13 protein-coding genes and 4 pseudogenes are annotated in these 15,034 nt (G+C 63.6%); 4 read left to right on the top strand and 13 right to left on the bottom strand.

The genetic code is table 11. From position 1 onward, the window contains the following. Positions 1–93: 93 nt before the first annotated feature. Positions 94–1,613: pseudogene (locus HK436_RS18480) on the top strand (DegQ family serine endoprotease). Positions 1,614–1,634: 21 nt separating this feature from the next. Here the strand turns inward: HK436_RS18480 and HK436_RS18475 are convergent. The 4 genes from HK436_RS18475 to HK436_RS18460 form a co-directional block, all read right to left on the bottom strand. Beyond that, positions 1,635–2,573 (bottom strand): GlxA family transcriptional regulator, encoded by a 939-nt coding sequence (locus HK436_RS18475; RefSeq protein ID WP_244649238.1) that lies wholly within the window; start codon positions 2,571–2,573, stop codon positions 1,635–1,637. A gap of 283 nt (positions 2,574–2,856) precedes the next feature. After that, positions 2,857–2,997: a hypothetical protein gene (locus HK436_RS18470; protein WP_173192095.1), complete on the bottom strand. Its 141-nt coding sequence runs from the start codon at positions 2,995–2,997 to the stop codon at positions 2,857–2,859. Positions 2,998–3,292: 295 nt separating this feature from the next. Then, on the bottom strand, positions 3,293–3,469 hold the full coding sequence (locus HK436_RS18465) for a hypothetical protein (protein WP_173192093.1): 177 nt from the start codon (positions 3,467–3,469) through the stop codon (positions 3,293–3,295). Beyond that, positions 3,466–3,663: a hypothetical protein gene (locus HK436_RS18460; RefSeq protein WP_173190147.1), complete on the bottom strand. Its 198-nt coding sequence runs from the start codon at positions 3,661–3,663 to the stop codon at positions 3,466–3,468. The genes HK436_RS18465 and HK436_RS18460 overlap by 4 nt, the downstream gene beginning before the upstream one ends. Before the next feature lie 129 nt (positions 3,664–3,792). On the opposite strand from HK436_RS18460, the gene HK436_RS18455 reads away from it, so the two are divergent. Beyond that, complete coding sequence (locus tag HK436_RS18455; protein ID WP_173192091.1) at positions 3,793–4,689, top strand: LysR substrate-binding domain-containing protein; 897 nt, start codon at positions 3,793–3,795, stop codon at positions 4,687–4,689. A 10-nt stretch (positions 4,690–4,699) separates the two neighbouring features. Here the strand turns inward: HK436_RS18455 and HK436_RS18450 are convergent, their stop codons facing one another. The 8 genes and pseudogenes from HK436_RS18450 to HK436_RS18415 form a co-directional block, all read right to left on the bottom strand. Beyond that, positions 4,700–5,581 (bottom strand): alpha/beta hydrolase fold domain-containing protein, encoded by an 882-nt coding sequence (locus HK436_RS18450; protein ID WP_173192089.1) that lies wholly within the window; start codon positions 5,579–5,581, stop codon positions 4,700–4,702. 52 nt (positions 5,582–5,633) lie between these two features. Then, a pseudogene (locus HK436_RS18445) lies at positions 5,634–7,714 on the bottom strand (ASKHA domain-containing protein). Between the two features lie 10 nt (positions 7,715–7,724). Beyond that, positions 7,725–8,693, bottom strand: a complete 969-nt coding sequence (locus tag HK436_RS18440) for a methyltetrahydrofolate cobalamin methyltransferase (protein WP_173192088.1) — start codon at positions 8,691–8,693, stop codon at positions 7,725–7,727. 58 nt (positions 8,694–8,751) lie between these two features. Then, positions 8,752–9,858 (bottom strand): methylenetetrahydrofolate reductase, encoded by a 1,107-nt coding sequence (locus HK436_RS18435; RefSeq protein ID WP_173192086.1) that lies wholly within the window; start codon positions 9,856–9,858, stop codon positions 8,752–8,754. Beyond that, positions 9,855–10,445, bottom strand: coding sequence for a methylenetetrahydrofolate reductase C-terminal domain-containing protein (locus HK436_RS18430; RefSeq protein ID WP_173192084.1), 591 nt, complete (start codon positions 10,443–10,445; stop codon positions 9,855–9,857). Before HK436_RS18430 ends, HK436_RS18435 begins: the two co-directional genes overlap by 4 nt. After that, the gene (locus HK436_RS18425) at positions 10,438–10,740 is read right to left on the bottom strand and encodes a virulence factor (protein WP_173192081.1); all 303 of its coding nucleotides are present in this window, start codon (positions 10,738–10,740) and stop codon (positions 10,438–10,440) included. The genes HK436_RS18430 and HK436_RS18425 overlap by 8 nt, the downstream gene beginning before the upstream one ends. 96 nt (positions 10,741–10,836) lie before the next feature. Next, a pseudogene (locus tag HK436_RS18420) lies at positions 10,837–11,408 on the bottom strand (DUF4893 domain-containing protein). 50 nt (positions 11,409–11,458) lie between these two features. Further along, positions 11,459–12,070 carry a DUF1638 domain-containing protein gene (locus HK436_RS18415; RefSeq protein ID WP_173192080.1) on the bottom strand — a complete coding sequence of 204 codons (612 nt, stop codon included), beginning with the start codon at positions 12,068–12,070 and terminating at the stop codon, positions 11,459–11,461. Between the two features lie 54 nt (positions 12,071–12,124). On the opposite strand from HK436_RS18415, the gene HK436_RS18410 reads away from it, so the two are divergent. Then, positions 12,125–12,283 (top strand): entericidin domain-containing protein, encoded by a 159-nt coding sequence (locus HK436_RS18410; protein WP_173192078.1) that lies wholly within the window; start codon positions 12,125–12,127, stop codon positions 12,281–12,283. A gap of 32 nt (positions 12,284–12,315) precedes the next feature. Here the strand turns inward: HK436_RS18410 and HK436_RS18405 are convergent, their stop codons facing one another. Further along, a complete protein-coding gene (locus HK436_RS18405) occupies positions 12,316–13,014 on the bottom strand; it encodes a cobalamin B12-binding domain-containing protein (protein WP_173192076.1) in 699 nt (232 codons plus the stop codon). Positions 13,015–13,279: 265 nt separating this feature from the next. On the opposite strand from HK436_RS18405, the pseudogene HK436_RS18400 reads away from it, so the two are divergent. After that, a pseudogene (locus HK436_RS18400) lies at positions 13,280–14,855 on the top strand (trimethylamine methyltransferase family protein). The last annotated feature ends 179 nt before the right edge of the window (positions 14,856–15,034 follow it).

Here is a 15,034-nt window from a genome sequence, read left to right as displayed (position 1 = left end):
TTTTCATCGGCATCGGTCGCAAACGCGCCTTATTGTTGGCGACCATGCGTCCGCAGAAGCGCCCGCACATACTGATATCCGGAGACTTCCCGCATGGTTTCGACGACCTTCACGTCCGCAACACGCAAGGCGCTGATCGGCGCGGCCGCTGGCGCCATCGGCGTGGCCAGCGTCTGGACGATGCCGCCCGCCGCATACGCACAGGCGCAGCCGCCAGTCGCGCATGGGCCGGCCTCGGTGGCAGACCTTGCCGAGGGCCTGCTCGATGCTGTGGTCAATGTCTCGACCTCGCAAAATGTCGGCGGAAGAAGCGGACAGCGTAACGTGCCCCCTCCGGGACTGCCGGAAGGGTCGCCCTTCCAGGAGTTCTTCGACGAGTTCTTCAATGAGCGTGGAGGCGAGAATTCGCCGGGGGCAGGCGCGTCCAGTCGCTGGGTTCCGGCTTCGTGATCGACGCCGAGGAAGGCATCATTGTCACCAACAATCACGTGATTGCAGATGCTGACGAGATCGAGGTCAACTTTGCCGATGGCGGCAAGCTGGACGCCGAGCTGGTCGGTACAGATCCCAAGACCGATCTGGCTGTACTCAAGGTCGACCCGTCGCTGCGCCAGCTCACTGCGGTGGACTTCGGCGATTCGACCGCGATCCGCATCGGCGACTGGGTGATGGCGATCGGCAATCCGTTCGGCCTCGGCGGTTCGGTGTCCATCGGCATCGTGTCGGCACGCGGACGCGACATCAATTCCGGCCCCTACGACGATTTCATCCAGACCGACGCGGCCATCAATCGCGGCAATTCCGGCGGGCCGCTGTTCGACATGAACGGCAAGGTCATCGGTATCAACACGGCGATCATTTCGCCCTCGGGCGGGTCCATCGGCATCGGCTTCTCGATACCCTCGCAGCTTGCCACCAACGTCATCGCCCAGCTTCGCGAGTTCGGCGAGACGCGGCGTGGTTGGCTGGGTGTTCGCATCCAGCCCGTCACCGACGACATTGCCGAGAGCCTCGGCATGGACAGCGCGCGCGGTGCGCTTGTTGCCGGTGTGATCAAGGGCGGCCCGGTTGACGACGGCTCGATCCAGCCCGGCGATGTCATCATCCGCTTCGACGGCAAGGATGTGCGCTCGGTGCGCGACCTGCCGCGCGTGGTCGCAGAAAGCCCCGTCGGCAAGGAAGTCGATGTCATCGTCGTCCGCAAGGGCGAGGAGCAGACCGTTCCTGTGACGCTCGGTCGCCTGGAAGATGGCGAGCGCATGACGGAGGACGGCTCGACGGAGCCGACGGAGGAAGAAGAGGCGCCGGTTGCGTCGGCCAGCGTGCTTGGCATGACCGTGGCCGAGCTCGATGACGAGGTGCGCGCCACCTACGAGATCTCCGATGACGTCAACGGCGTCGTCGTTACCGAGGTGCAGGAAGGGTCTTACGCGCAGGAAAAGGGCGTAATGCCGGGCGACGTCATCACCGAGATTGCGCAGGAGTCGGTATCGACACCGAAAGACCTTATGAACCGTGTCGATGCGCTGAAGGATCAGGGGCGGCGGAATGCGCTGCTGATGATCGCCTCGAAGAACGGCGAGCTGCGCTTCGTCACCGTGCGCATGGACTGAGGGAAGGGGCTTTCCCCTTCCTCACGCCGCCAGCAATTGCTTGCGGTCGACGCGCTCCTGCTGGGGCGAGCGGGCATAGAGTTCGCGGTAGCACTTGGAGAAGTGCGACGCCGACACGAAGCCGCACGCCACGGCCACTTCCACGACGGGCAGCGACGACTGGATAAGCAGGTGGCGGGCGCGGTCCAGCCTGATTTCAAGGTAGTAGCGGGCCGGCGAGCGGCCCATCTCCTGCCGGAACAGGCGCTCGATCTGTCGCCGCGACAGGCCGACATGGTCGGCGATCTCGATCAGCGACAACGGCTCGGCGAGGTTTGCCTCCATCAATTCGATGATCGTCAGCACTTTGGAGTTCTGCACGCCCAGCCGCGCGCGCAGCGGCAGCCGCTGGCGGTCGGTGGGGCTGCGGACGCGGTCGGTGAGTACCTGCTCGCAAACGCGGTTTACGAGGTTGTCGTCGAAGTCGTCACCGATGAGCTTCAGCATCATGTCGAGCGCTGCGGTGCCGCCGGCGCAGGTGTACAGATTGGAATCGACCTCGAACAGGTCGGCATAGACGTTGACCTTGGGAAACGCCTCGGTGAAGCCCGGCAGGTTCTCCCAGTGGATGGCGCAGCGCTTGTTTGACAGAAGCCCTGCCTGCGCGAGCACATATGCGCCGGTGCAAAGCCCGCCAATGGCGACGCCACGGTTGTATTCCTCACGCAGCCAGGCAAAAACGCTCTTCTGGTGATACTTTTCGACGTTCAGGCCGGCGCATACGATCACCATCGACGGGCGCTCCGGGCCGCTCATCTTGCGCCGCTCTTCCTCCAGCGTGGTATCCACGGCGCATTCGACACCATTGGATGCGCGCACTGGCCTGCCGTCGGCGCTCGCCAGTCGCCAGTGATAGGCGTCGTAGCCGAGCATGCGGTTCGCCGAGCGCAACGGCTCCAGCGCCGTTGCAAACGCGATCATCGTGAAATCGGGCACGAGAAAGAAAACGATCGACCGTTTGACGGTGTTTTTAGGGGTCACTTGTGCCTCCAGGGTAAAGCGGCCCGCTGACAGGTCATGTCGCGATCAGCAAAGCGTCATCAGGAAAACGCATAAATGTCAATGGGCTGTCATGAAGGAATTTGACAAGTCCACGGCCCGATGCAGCGATGCATCACGCGTCGAGAGCGGAGACGCGAAAACCGCCGCGCCAGGCATTCAAGCCCGTCGCGGCGGCTGTCGGTTCAATCGGTGATCCGGTCTCCTAGTTGACCAGGAAGCCCAGACGCGAAGCGGCGATCGCGCCGGTCTGGCCGGGCATCGTCTTGCCGAGGCGCTGGCGCTCAAGCGCAGTCGTCAGGTTGCTTTCGCGGCGACCGGAAAAGAAGCGGGAAAAGAATTTCATGACACATCTCCATGCAAAGTCAGGTCTCACACGGAACGGCCTTCGCATGATGGAGTGGGGTCGCTCGTTGATGCGCCCCATATAAGCGTTGTGCGGTGCAAACAAGATGGAAAATGCGAAGTGCAACGCTGCGAAAACGACACCGAATGCGGCATTTGCCTGCATCCTGGCCGGATTTGATAGCTCGCTCAGGGAGTTGGGCGTTTTTTACGGCGTTATGCGCCGATATCATGGGCGCGATGCCCAAATGCATGGCTGCCGGCGGGGCGTCGAATGTCCCGCCGGCTAGGCGTTTTCAGAGCCTGCGCACCCGGTGCGCGATGTCGAATTCGGAGTTGAGCCAACCGTCGACATTGTAAGAAGGCAGCCGCTTGGCGTTTCCATGCTCCTTGGGCGGGCGGCCCGTAATGGCATGGTTGTTGATAGCGCGGAACTCACGGATGAAATCCTGCAATGCACGCAGCACGCTCATACCAGCCTCCTCTGGATTGGTTGGTAGGTGCGGGTCCGGCGTTCGAGGCGACGGGGCATTTCTTCCTCCGTTGGCCAACCGATGTCCTTCTGGATTTCCGGCGGCAGCGAGAGGAGTTCCAGGTAGGTGTGCATGCGCCGACGACGGGTCAGATAGTCGGAGGCGAAGCGAGCGATCGATGCGAAGACTGACATTTTCATCTCCTTCCAGGTTGTGGCAGCGCATTCTCCGCTGCTGATGCTCTTGACTATGATCCTTGCGTCATGTTCAATCAAACGAAATGGAATGATAGTTTCATTCAGTTTTGTTGATGGACAAACCCAATGAACGCTCCCCTCAATCACCCCGTACCGTTGCTGGACCTCGACGTGCTGCGCACATTCGTTGCGATTGCCGAGACCGGCAGTTTCACGCTTGCCGCAGGTTCGGTGTTTCGAACGCCTTCCGCGGTCTCCATGCAGATCAAGAAGCTGGAGGATATTCTCGGCGCCTCGGTATTCCTGCGCGATGCTCGCTCGGTCACGCTAACCCAGGAAGGCGAGATGCTGATGGGCTATGCGCGGCGAATGCTGGCCCTGAATCGCGAAGCGGTGTCGAAGTTCATCGTGCCTGACATTGCCGGCGTGGTTCGGCTGGGTTCCCCGGACGACTACGGCGAACGCATCCTGCCCACCGTGCTCAAGCGCTTCGCCAAGACGCATCCGGCAATCGCGGTGGACGTCATCATCGACATGAGCGGAAATCTGCGCCGGCGGCTGGCCGAGCGTCAGCTCGACATCACGCTTTTGACCGCGCGCAACAATGTGCCTTCAGATGCGGAGGTGCTGCTGACCGAGCCGATCGTCTGGGGTGGCGCCAAGGGTGGCTGCGCCCATCTGCGCGATCCGCTGCCGGTTTCGCTCTGGGAGGAGGGCTGCGTCTGGCGCGCAGATGCGCTTGACGCGTTGGGCCGTGCGGGCCGCAATTACCGCGTCGCCTATATGAGCGCCCACACGGCGGGCCAGCGGGCTGCGATCCTGTCCGACCTCGCGATCGCGCCGCTGCCGAAGTCTTTCATCGGCGAGGAAATCGTGGCGCTTGGCCCGGACGAGGGGCTACCGCTGCTGTCCAACTACAATCTCGCGATGATCGTCGCGCCCGATGCATCGGCGCCTGTGCAGGCGGCAGCCGACCACATCCGCGCGACATTCGAGAGCTTTCGGGAGACTGGACGGTTCTGAGCCCGTCCGGTCAGGCTGAAAGAAACTCGACCATCTGAGTGCGCGCGACGCGGGCCTCCGGCATGTCGATCAGGGGCCAGACGTGGAACATGCCCTTGCCGACGACAAGGCGGACATCGGCTCCGGCCTCGTTGGCCTTTTCGGTGAAGACCACGCTGTCGGGGTAGAGCATGTCGCGCGTGCCCGAAAACAGCAGTGTCGGCGGCAGGATAGACAGGTCGCCGTAGAGCGGGCTGATGCGCCAGTCGGCGTAGTCGATACCGGCTGCATAGATCCGCACCGCCTCGGTGCCGCCGGGCACGCCCAGCCACGGGTCGATGCGGGCGACGTTCAGCGTCTCGGGGTTGGCAAGCGTCATGTCGAGGCCGGGCGAAATCAGCGCCAGCCGGTCGGCGATAGGCCAGCCGTTTTCCGCCGCCATCATGGTCAGTACCAGCGCCATGTTGCCGCCGGCGGAATCACCTGCAATCGCAACCTTCACGCCTTCGCCCATGACCTCCCGATAGACGGCGGTGGTCATCGCGTAGATCTCGTGGAAGTCGTGCTCGGGGGCCAGTGGATAGACCGGCACGGTCACGTGCGCGCCAAGGCGCGTCGCCAGTTCGGCGATAAGCTTCCAGTGAAACGAGGTCAGTTCGAAGCAGTATGCGCCGCCGTGCAGGTACAGGATGCGGCGGCTCGCGTCCTTTCCCTTAGGGCGCGCCTCGTAGACGACGTCGCCTTCGACCTGTCGTTGGGTGATGTCCAGGGTTTCCGCAGCCTTGACCGGTGGCCGGTGATCCTGCGTCTTGCGGGATTTCTCGATCCAGGCATGAAGCCCCTCGGCGCTCTGGAAGGCCTTCTTGCGCGTATGGCGGAGGACGAAGGCGGCGAGGTGGCTCTTGATACTCATTACATCTCCTGCGTGTGGTCACAGGAAGATGAAAGCCCTTCGCAAGTCGGCGTCAAGTGCGGCTGCGTCTCGCCGCCCGTTCCTCGCGCGATCGTCGCCTCGGCGAGGCATCGCCACCACCCGACGCGGGATCGTCGCCCGCATTCGCACGGCGCGGCGGGAGCGTCACCGCCTCGGCCAGCTTGGGGAACGGGTCCACCTTGTTGGGCAGGGCCATTGCATTGACGAAAAGCTGCTGGAAGTTGGGCTCCAGCGCCGTCTCGATCTTTTCGATGCGACGCACCGTCTCCTCGATCTCGCGGCGGTAGTCACGGTTCAACAGGGCCATCAGTGCACCCTGGCCGGCCGCGTTGCCGACGGCCTTCACCTCGGCGAGGTCGCAGTCGGGAATCAGCCCAAGCACCATTGCGTATTTGGGATCGATGAAGGAGCCGAACGCGCCGGCGAAGCGGATCGTGTCGACATGGTCGACGCCCTGCTTTTCCATCAGCAGCTTGATGCCCGCATAGAGCGCCGACTTGGCAAGCTGGATGGCGCGCACATCGTTCTGGGTAACGGTGATGCGCGGCTGGCCTTCATGGAGCAGGTAGGACGAGGTGCGGCCGTTCTGGAAGATGCGCGGTGTCCTCGCGCGGCGAGCGCGCCGTCGATCACGCCGTCTTCCGAGATGATGCCCGACAGGTACATCTCAGCCACGACCTCGATGATCGCCGAGCCGCAGATGCCGGTGACGCCCAGTTTCCCGGCGTCTTCAGCAAATCCGTCTTCATCCGACCATTTTTCCGATCCGATGATGCGGAAACGCGGTTCCAGGGTCTCGGGATCGATGCGCACGCGCTCGATCGCGCCCGGTGCCGCGCGTTGTCCCGACGATATTTCCGCGCCCTCGAAGGCCGGCCCTGTCGGTGAGGACGCGGCGACGACCCGCGCTCTGTTGCCCAGCACGATCTCGGCATTGGTGCCGACGTCGACCAGCAGCATCATCGCATCCTGCCGGTAAGGGCCTTCCGACAGGGTGGCGGCCGCAGCGTCGGCCCCGACATGGCCTGCAATGCAGGGCAGCACATAGACGCGTGCGCCCTCGTTGATCTTCAGGCCGATTTCGCTGCCCCAAGTATGCACCGCGCCGGAAACGGCCAGCGCGAAGGGCGCCTGGCCGAGCTCGGTCGGGTCGATGCCCAGGAACAGGTGATGCATAATCGGGTTGCCGACGAAGACGGCGTCCAGCACGTCGTCGCTGCTGACTTCGCCTTCCGCGCACACCTTGTCCAGCAGCCCGTTGATCGCCTCACGGACAGCCGTGGTCATGGCCTGCCGGCCATCGGGGTTCATCATCACGTAGGAAACGCGGCTCATCAGATCTTCGCCAAAGCGGATCTGCGGGTTCGACGTGCCGGATGAGGCAACGACCCGGCCCGACAGCAGAGAGACCAGATGCATCGCGATCGTGGTCGAGCCGATGTCGCAGGCAAGGCCGTAGGCTTCGTTGTGAAGGCCGGGCCAGAGCGCGATGATCGTCGGCCGCGACGTTGCGAGGTCGCGATGGATCGCGGCCGTGACGCCCCAGTTGCCCTTGCGCAGGATCGTCTGCACGCGCGGCAGCAGGTGCTGTGAGACCAACAGGTCCTGCCAGCCCCAGTCCTTTTCGAGCATAGCCTTGAGGCGGTCGAGATCGCCGAGCGGCTTGTGCATGTCGGGTTCGTCCACCTCGACATAGCAGAGCTGGACAGCCGGATTGCGCTCGATGATGCGGTCCAGTGCTGCCTTGCGCACCACCTGCGCGTTGATGACGGTATCCTGCGGCACGTCGACGACGAGGTCGCCCTCGATGGTGGAGGAGCAGGAGAGGCGGCGCCCCTCGGCCAGTCCGCGCACGCGCTCGTAACGCTCCTCCTTGGCGCCCCTGGGAGAAATGTGGTCGTTGGAGGAAACGATCTTGTGCTTGGCGAAATTGCCTTCCTGCACAACGATCTGGCAACGCCCGCAGGTTGCCCGCCCGCCGCATACGCTCTCGACATAGACGCCAAGCTCGCGCGCGGCATCCAGCACGGTCGTGCCTTTGGGAAAACGCCCGCGCTTTCCCGAGGGCATGAACAGGACGAGCGGATCGGTGATGTTGGACGGGGCGTTCATGGAAACATCGTCACCCTCGCGCCATCCGTGCCTCCCGGCCGCCGCGACGGCGGCCTGCGCCGGCAGCAGCGTCACCGGGTGCGGAGACGGCCACCGGGGCAGGGGCGGCGTGTTCGCCGGGCTTGTAGTCCTTGTACGTCTTGATCCAGGTCATGCAGTCCTTGTCGGTGCCGTTGAGCACATTGGCGCCGCGCACGGCCTCCATCTCCTGCGGGCGGCAGGGATTCATGATCGCAGAGGTCATCCCGGCGCCGATCACCATCGGGATGAAGGCGGCGTTGATGCCGTGGCGATGCGGCAGGCCGAAGGAGATGTTGGAAAGACCGCAGGTCGTGTTGACCTTGAGCTCGTTGCGCAGCCGGTAGAGAAGCTGGAAGACCTGGCGGCCGGCATCGCCCAGCGCCCCGATCGGCATGACCAGCGGATCGACGACGACGTCCTCCGGCTTGATGCCATGGTCCATCGCGCGCTCGACGATCTTCTTGGCGACCGCGAAACGCACGTCAGGGTCCATGGAGATGCCGGTCTCGTCGTTCGAGATGGCGACCACCGGCACATCGTATTTCTTGATGAGCGGCAGGATCGCTTCGAGCTTTTCTTCCTCGCCGGTCACAGAATTGACGAGCGGGCGGCCCTTGGCGACCTTCAGGCCCGCTTCGATCGCGGCGGTAACCGACGAGTCGATCGACAGCGGCACATCCACCAGCCCTTGCACGATCTCCAGCGTCTGCACCAGAAGGGCGGGCTCGGTCGCGTTGGGGTCGACGGCGGTGACGCCGGCATTGACGTCCAGCATGGTCGCCCCGGCCTGCACCTGCTCGATCGCGTCCTTCTTCACCGTTTCGAAATTGCCTTCGACCATTTCGGCCGCGAGCTTCTTGCGCCCGGTCGGGTTGATGCGCTCGCCAATGACGCAGAAGGGCTGGTCGAAGCCGATGACGATCTCACGTCTCGCCGAGGCTACGATGGTGCGGGTCATGTTGTGTCTCCGTTCTTTGTCGGGATGTCCCGAATAGAGGGCGCTTGCAAGCGCGAATTCAGGTGGCGGCCTGGCTGACGATCGCCTGCGGGGTTTCGGTGGGGCTGTCGTGCAGGATGTGATCGAGGCGTTCGGCGACCATGGCGTCGTCCGCACGCGGTTCGCGGCGCCACGGACGGCGGCCCTTGAGCACGCCGGATTCGTGCACGATCTCGGCGACGAACTCCTCCTGGCGATAGGCCATCACGTGGATGCCTGACACGCCCTCGATTTCCTTGACTTCGTTGATGATGTCGATGGCGATCTGCTTGCCTTCCTTTTTCTGGTCGGCCGCACCTTCGAGCCGTGCGATCACCGCATCGGGGATATGGATGCCGGGCACGTTGGCGCGGATCCATCGCGCCGTCTTGGCCGAGGCAAGCGGCCCCACACCGCACAGCACATAGCATTGCTCGGTGAGCCCGAGATCATTGACGCGCCTCATGTATTCACGAAACATCGGCACATCGAAGCAGTACTGGCTCTGCACGAACTGGGCGCCTGCCGCGATCTTCTTGGCGAGCCGGTGGGGGCGGAATTCATAGGGTGGCGCGAACGGGTTGATCGCGGCACCCAGGAAAACGGCGGGCGGCGTCGTCAGCTTGCGGCCGGAGAGGAATTTCTGCTCGTCGCGCATGGTGCGGACCGTTTCCAGCAGCGACATGCAGTCGAGATCGAAGACGGGCTTTGCGCCCGGCTGGTCGCCGGCCTGCACCCCGTCGCCCGTCAGGCACAGCATGTTGGCCACGCCCATCGCGGCGGCACCCAGCACGTCGCCCTGGATCGCGATGCGGTTCCGGTCGCGACAGGAAATCTGGTACACCGGCGCATAACCCATGCGGGTCAGCAGCGCGCAGATGCCGACCGACGACATATGGCAGTTGGCGCCCGACGCATCGACGGCGTTGATCGCGTCGACCCAACCGTCGAAGACCTTGGCGCGCTCGTAGACGTCTTCGGGATCGGCGCTGTCCGGCGGGTTGAGCTCGGTGGTCACCGCGAACTCGCCGCGCCGCAGGATGCGCTCAAGCCGGCCGCGCGACGAATGGCCGGGCAGCGGGTCTAGTGGCAGGTCGATGCCGGCGGGGTTCTCGTCAGGCTGCGGAGGGCGCGGGGAGGGGGTCATGCAGGCTCTCCCTTTTTCGCCTTCTCACGCTCGGCGGCGGCGCGAGCCGTCACGCGCAGCCAGGCCGACGTTTCGCGCAGAGACTGGTCGACGGGTTTCTGCACGGCGAGGATCGCATCGCCATTGCGCATGTTGCGCGAGCCTTCCCAGGCCTTCACCCACACGCAGGGCATATCCGGCTCGACCTCGCAATTGCCGTTGGCGCGCACGCCGCCGCAGGGGCCGTTGCGGAGCTGTTTCGGGCAATTCATGGGGCATGACATGCCGGTGGACGACAGCACGCACTGGCCGCACATGCGGCAGTCGAACATGAGGCCCTTGACCCGTTTCTCGACGAACTTCACCGGCGCTTCGGCGCGTGAATATCCGACCGCTTTCCAGATCGGGTGCAGCAGCAGAAAGACGTCGGCAAAGCGCTCGTAGAACCATTCGAGCCCACGCGAGTGGCGCACCGACCACAGCCGCATCGTGTAGCGGCGCTGGACACGCCGCTGCGGGGATACGTCTGCGGGCTTGTATGCGGTCTTGGGCGCCGCGTTGCGAACCTGGGTGGCCTGGGTGACCGTCGGCTGCTGCTTGTCAGACATTTTCCCTTCCGCCCGCCTTCACGAGTGCGACGAGACGTTCGCGGTCATAGGCCGCGTCGAGTTCGGCAAACGCCTTGTCGGCTTCAGCCTCAAGGTCGTCGCCGACAGGTTCGGGGTCTGCCTTGCGCCACTCGGCCAGATACGCGTCGGTATCGCCTGCGCCGGTTCGCATGGCGCACATGTCGATAGCCTCGGTGAAGCGCAGCGGCAGCTCGCGCTTGGCGTTCTGCCGTCCTTTTCTGACGATCACTTGTGCCGGGATGTCGCGCCAGTAGACGACGATTAGATCCGCCATGCGGCTGTTCTCCTCACTCCACAATGACCATTGCGCGGAAGCGCGCGCGCCTGCTTGTTGCCGGACGACGCGCGTGCATTCAAAAACGACGCGCGGTCAGCGGCGGAATTCGAGGATGTCGAGTTTCGATTCGTAGTGGGGGGCGGGGAACTCGATATGCCATTCTGCCTCGCCGGTTCGAAACGCATAACCGGCCTGGTCGCTTTCAGGTCCCGAGCCGTAAGCTGCGGGTTTTGCATCATGAATGCTGCCGGAGCCGATATAGATCAGGCGGGTGTCGGAATCGGTGAAGAAACGGCCGGTCGTCCGTTGCGAACCCGACAGTTTTTCGAGCTTCCAGCCGGAGCCGTCATCGGTGACCCTGCAACGAAACCAAGAATAGACGACCAGATTTGCCAGCCCCCAACCTTGGTGGTGCGGCATTGCCAATCGCCGGTCATGTCGAAGCCCTCGAACGACTGGTGCAGGGCCGAAAGCGTGCGATCCATTATGGCGATGTCCTCAGGGCTGCCACCTTCGCGCGCTTCCGCAACGGCTGCATCGCGGGTTGTCTCATAGGCTTCAAGCCGAGCGCGGTCCGCGTCGGTGATGAGGCTTTCGATCTCTCCGGTGGCGAAGGCCGGCGTGGACAGGAGCAGGGCAAGTGCAATGAGGGCTGTACGGCGCATAGATCGGTCTCCGGTGGTTCCGGCCATCCCGCCGGGCAAATCCGGCGGTTTCAAGATCGCGTCGAAAGCCGGGCAAGCGCAGGTTCCAGATCGCCGTAACCCGTCATGCGCTTCTCGTAGGCAAGGCCGAGCATTTCAGCCGCATCGCGAGCCACCTTTTCGAGCGACGGGTCGTCTGTCTGGGCCAGATAGACAACCTTCTCGTAGTTTCCAAAGAAGTCCTGCGCCAGCTCAGGGTGGCGGTCGAGGCCGAGCGGCTTCATGAAGAACGCGTCGAACTGCCGACACAGGAAGTCGGTCATGTAGAAGGCCGTCATGTCGGCTTCTTCCACCGCCGCAAACCGTGCTTCGCCTTGGTAAAAGGCGAAGCAGTGCGGGCCATCCATGCGCTCGACGCCGTGTCGTTCCAGCACCCGGTCGAGCATGCCGCCCGTGCCGCAATCAGCGTAACCGGCAAAGATCGCCGCATAGCCTTGCGCCCGCGCAGTCTTAATCGCCGCGTCCATCGCGTCCGGGATTCTATCCGGCCTGTAGTGGAGTTCGGCGGGCAGGCAGGTCAGGTCGATATGATCGAGACCAAGCCTCTCTTTCACCGCCAGGATTTCGCGCGCCAGCATTCCGCATGCGATTACGAGAACCTTTTCGGGTTCCGCGCGTTGCATGTCTGTCACCTTTCACAGCGCCAGAGGGGCGCATCGACGATGCGGAGTTTCACGATGACCAAATCCACCATGTCCAAGCTCGCCGTTCTCGTTCTCGTTGCCGGCTTTGCGGCCGGTTGCGCCAATACCATCCGCGGCATGGGCGCCGACACCGCGAATGCGGTGGATGCTACGCAGGACGCAGGCCGCAATATCGAGCGGTCGACTTACTAATCGTCACGGCGAAAGCTTGAAACGTCCACGCCTCAGGCCGAGGCGTGGACGTTGTGCTTGCGCTTCATGAAATCCTTCGCCGTTTCCACGGCCACAGCCGCGTCGCGGCAGTAGGCGTCGGCTCCGACAGCCTTGCCGAACTCCTCGTTGAGCGGTGCGCCGCCCACGAGCACGACGTAGTCGTCGCGGATACCCTTTTCCTTCATCGTGTCGATCACGACCTTCATGTAAGGCATTGTGGTCGTGAGCAGGGCCGACATGCCGACGATGTCGGGCTGATGCTCCTCGATCGCGGCCAGATAGTTCTCGACAGGATTGTTGATACCGAGGTCGACGACGTCGAAGCCCGCACCCTCCATCATCATGCCGACGAGGTTCTTGCCAATGTCGTGAATGTCGCCCTTGACTGTGCCGATCACGAGCTTGCCCTGCTTGGGCGCGCCGGTTGCAGCCAGCAGCGGGCGCAAGATAGCCATGCCGGCCTTCATGGCGTTGGCTGACAGCAGCACCTCAGGCACGAAAAGAATGCCGTCGCGGAAATCTTCGCCGACGATGCGCATGCCCTCGACTAACGCTTCGGTGAGGACGTCGTAAGGGACCCAACCGCGCTCCAGAAGGATGTTCGTTCCTTCCTCGATCTCCTCCTTCAGCCCGTCATAGAGGTCGTCGTGCATCTGCTGCACCAGTTCCTCGTCGGAAAGCTCGGAGAGGATGATTTCGTCGTCTGACATCTCGGGCTCCTGCAAATGCCATGCGCGGACAAACGGTGCCCGCAACGTTCTCCCAATTCATAATCCGCGACAAACCAGGTTTCTTAGCTGATTTGCGACGTGCCGCGATAGGAAAGCGACCGAAGCAGGCCCGTTTGGAACTGACAGCACTTCCTGTCGATTTTGCGACACGGGCTGGCGCTGGCTGGCCGCTTCTGCAAGGTTGCTTGGCTACGATCCGGGCAAAGAGCCGCCCGGCGGCATTACGGGATTCAGGGAAACGGTCATGGAAGACAATCTGGCTGTCGAGCAGGGCGCTGGCGGCGGACGCCGTGGACGCGGCGACAGGGGCGGTGCAGCGGCACGCCGCGCGGCGCGTACTGGCGGCGGCGCAGGGCCGCAGCTCACCTACATCAAGCGCAATATTCCGCTTTACGAGGTGCTCAACGAGGAAGGTCTCGCGCTGATCGAGGCCAATGCCGACACGGTTCTCGAGGAGATCGGCATCGAGTTTCGCGACGATGCCGAAGCGCTGGCAATGTGGAAGGATGCCGGCGCGGACGTGAAGGGCGAGCGGGTCCATTTCCCGAAAGGCCTCCCGCGGTCGCTGCTGAAATCCGCTCCATCCGTGTTCACCCAGCATGCGCGCAACCCGGAGCGTTCCGTGCAGATCGGTGGCGACGCCACCGTTTTCGCGCCTGTCTACGGCCCGCCCTTCGTGCGCGCGCCTCGATGGCAACCGCCGTTATGCGACGATCGAGGATTTCCGCAATTTCGTGAAGCTCGCCTATCTGGCGCCGTCGATCCACCATTCCGGCGGCACGGTGTGCGAGCCGGTCGACGTGCCGGTCAACAAGCGCCATCTGGACATGGTGCTGGCGCATATGACGCTATCCGACAAGCCTTTCATGGGCTCGGTGACCGCGCCGGAACGCGCCGAAGACACGGTTGCCATGGCGAAGATCCTGTTCGGCGAGGAGTTCGTCGACCAGAACACGGTCATCATCAACCTTATCAACGCCAACTCGCCGATGGTCTTCGACGAGACCATGCTGGGCGCGGCCAAGGTCTATGCCCGCAACAACCAGGCGACGATCATCACGCCGTTCATTCTCGCCGGCGCGATGAGCCCGGTGACGGTCGCGGGCACGCTGACGCAGGTGCTTGCCGAGGTGCTGGCGGGTGCCGCCTTCACGCAGCTCGTGCGGCCGGGCGCACCGGTGCTGTTCGGCACTTTCGCGTCCTCGATCTCCATGCAGTCCGGTGCGCCGACCTTCGGCACGCCGGAACCGTCGCTGGTCTCCTACGGTGCGGCCCAGCTTGCGCGGCGTCTCGGCCTGCCGTTCCGCACCGGCGGGTCGCTATGCGCATCCAAGGTTCCGGATGCACAGGCGGCCTATGAGAGTGCCAACACGCTCAACTCGACGCTGCTTGCCGGCACCAATTTCGTGCTGCACTCCGCTGGCTGGCTCGAGGGCGGGCTCGCGTCCTGCTACGAGAAGTTCATGATGGATGTCGACCAGCTCGGCATGGCGCAGAAGTTCGCCGCAGGCGTCGACCTGTCCGAAAACGGGCAGGCGATGGACGCGATCCGCGAGGTCGGGCCGGGGAGCCACTATCTCGGCTGTTCCCATACCCAGGCCAATTTCCAGTCCGCCTTCTATCGCTCGTCCATTGCCGACAACAACTCCTTCGAGCAGTGGCAGGCCGAGGGCGAGAAGACCGCGCCACAGCGGGCTAACGAACTCGCCCGCCGGTGGCTGGAGAGCTACGAAGCGCCCTATCTCGATCCGGGTATCGCCGATGGCCTGCGCGATTTCGTCTCGCAGAAGAAAGAGGCGATGCCCGACGCCTTCACGTGAAAGGAGCCCGCGTCAGGCCGGGCTAAAGTGGCCGACATCATCCACAAGGAAGTCTGGCGCAGCGCCATACGCGGGCCGGACGGGAAAGGATGATATTGCGACAAAGCCTCCGCCGGATTGGCCGGTTCTGTCGTGAATGGCGGCCATAGCTGGCGACGATTGACGTCAGGGAGCGGGCC

Origin of the sequence: Neoaquamicrobium sediminum (genome assembly GCF_013240295.1) — a bacterium.
Taxonomy (GTDB): domain Bacteria; phylum Pseudomonadota; class Alphaproteobacteria; order Rhizobiales; family Rhizobiaceae; genus Aerobium; species Aerobium sediminum.
The sequence above is the reverse complement of the archived record's forward strand: the minus strand, read 5'-3'. Positions and strand labels throughout refer to the sequence as shown.

What these genes read in the sequence shown, in the direction of transcription:
- HK436_RS18475 (WP_244649238.1), bottom strand. Translation starts at nt 2,573, where the DNA reads ATGATCGCGTTTGCAACGGCGCTGGAGCCGTTGCGCTCGGCGAACCGC.
- HK436_RS18470 (WP_173192095.1), bottom strand. Translation starts at nt 2,997, where the DNA reads ATGAAATTCTTTTCCCGCTTCTTTTCCGGTCGCCGCGAAAGCAACCTG.
- HK436_RS18465 (WP_173192093.1), bottom strand. Translation starts at nt 3,469, where the DNA reads ATGAGCGTGCTGCGTGCATTGCAGGATTTCATCCGTGAGTTCCGCGCT.
- HK436_RS18460 (WP_173190147.1), bottom strand. Translation starts at nt 3,663, where the DNA reads ATGTCAGTCTTCGCATCGATCGCTCGCTTCGCCTCCGACTATCTGACC.
- HK436_RS18455 (WP_173192091.1), top strand. Translation starts at nt 3,793, where the DNA reads ATGAACGCTCCCCTCAATCACCCCGTACCGTTGCTGGACCTCGACGTG.
- HK436_RS18450 (WP_173192089.1), bottom strand. Translation starts at nt 5,581, where the DNA reads ATGAGTATCAAGAGCCACCTCGCCGCCTTCGTCCTCCGCCATACGCGC.
- HK436_RS18440 (WP_173192088.1), bottom strand. Translation starts at nt 8,693, where the DNA reads ATGACCCGCACCATCGTAGCCTCGGCGAGACGTGAGATCGTCATCGGC.
- HK436_RS18435 (WP_173192086.1), bottom strand. Translation starts at nt 9,858, where the DNA reads ATGACCCCCTCCCCGCGCCCTCCGCAGCCTGACGAGAACCCCGCCGGC.
- HK436_RS18430 (WP_173192084.1), bottom strand. Translation starts at nt 10,445, where the DNA reads ATGTCTGACAAGCAGCAGCCGACGGTCACCCAGGCCACCCAGGTTCGC.
- HK436_RS18425 (WP_173192081.1), bottom strand. Translation starts at nt 10,740, where the DNA reads ATGGCGGATCTAATCGTCGTCTACTGGCGCGACATCCCGGCACAAGTG.
- HK436_RS18415 (WP_173192080.1), bottom strand. Translation starts at nt 12,070, where the DNA reads ATGCAACGCGCGGAACCCGAAAAGGTTCTCGTAATCGCATGCGGAATG.
- HK436_RS18410 (WP_173192078.1), top strand. Translation starts at nt 12,125, where the DNA reads ATGACCAAATCCACCATGTCCAAGCTCGCCGTTCTCGTTCTCGTTGCC.
- HK436_RS18405 (WP_173192076.1), bottom strand. Translation starts at nt 13,014, where the DNA reads ATGTCAGACGACGAAATCATCCTCTCCGAGCTTTCCGACGAGGAACTG.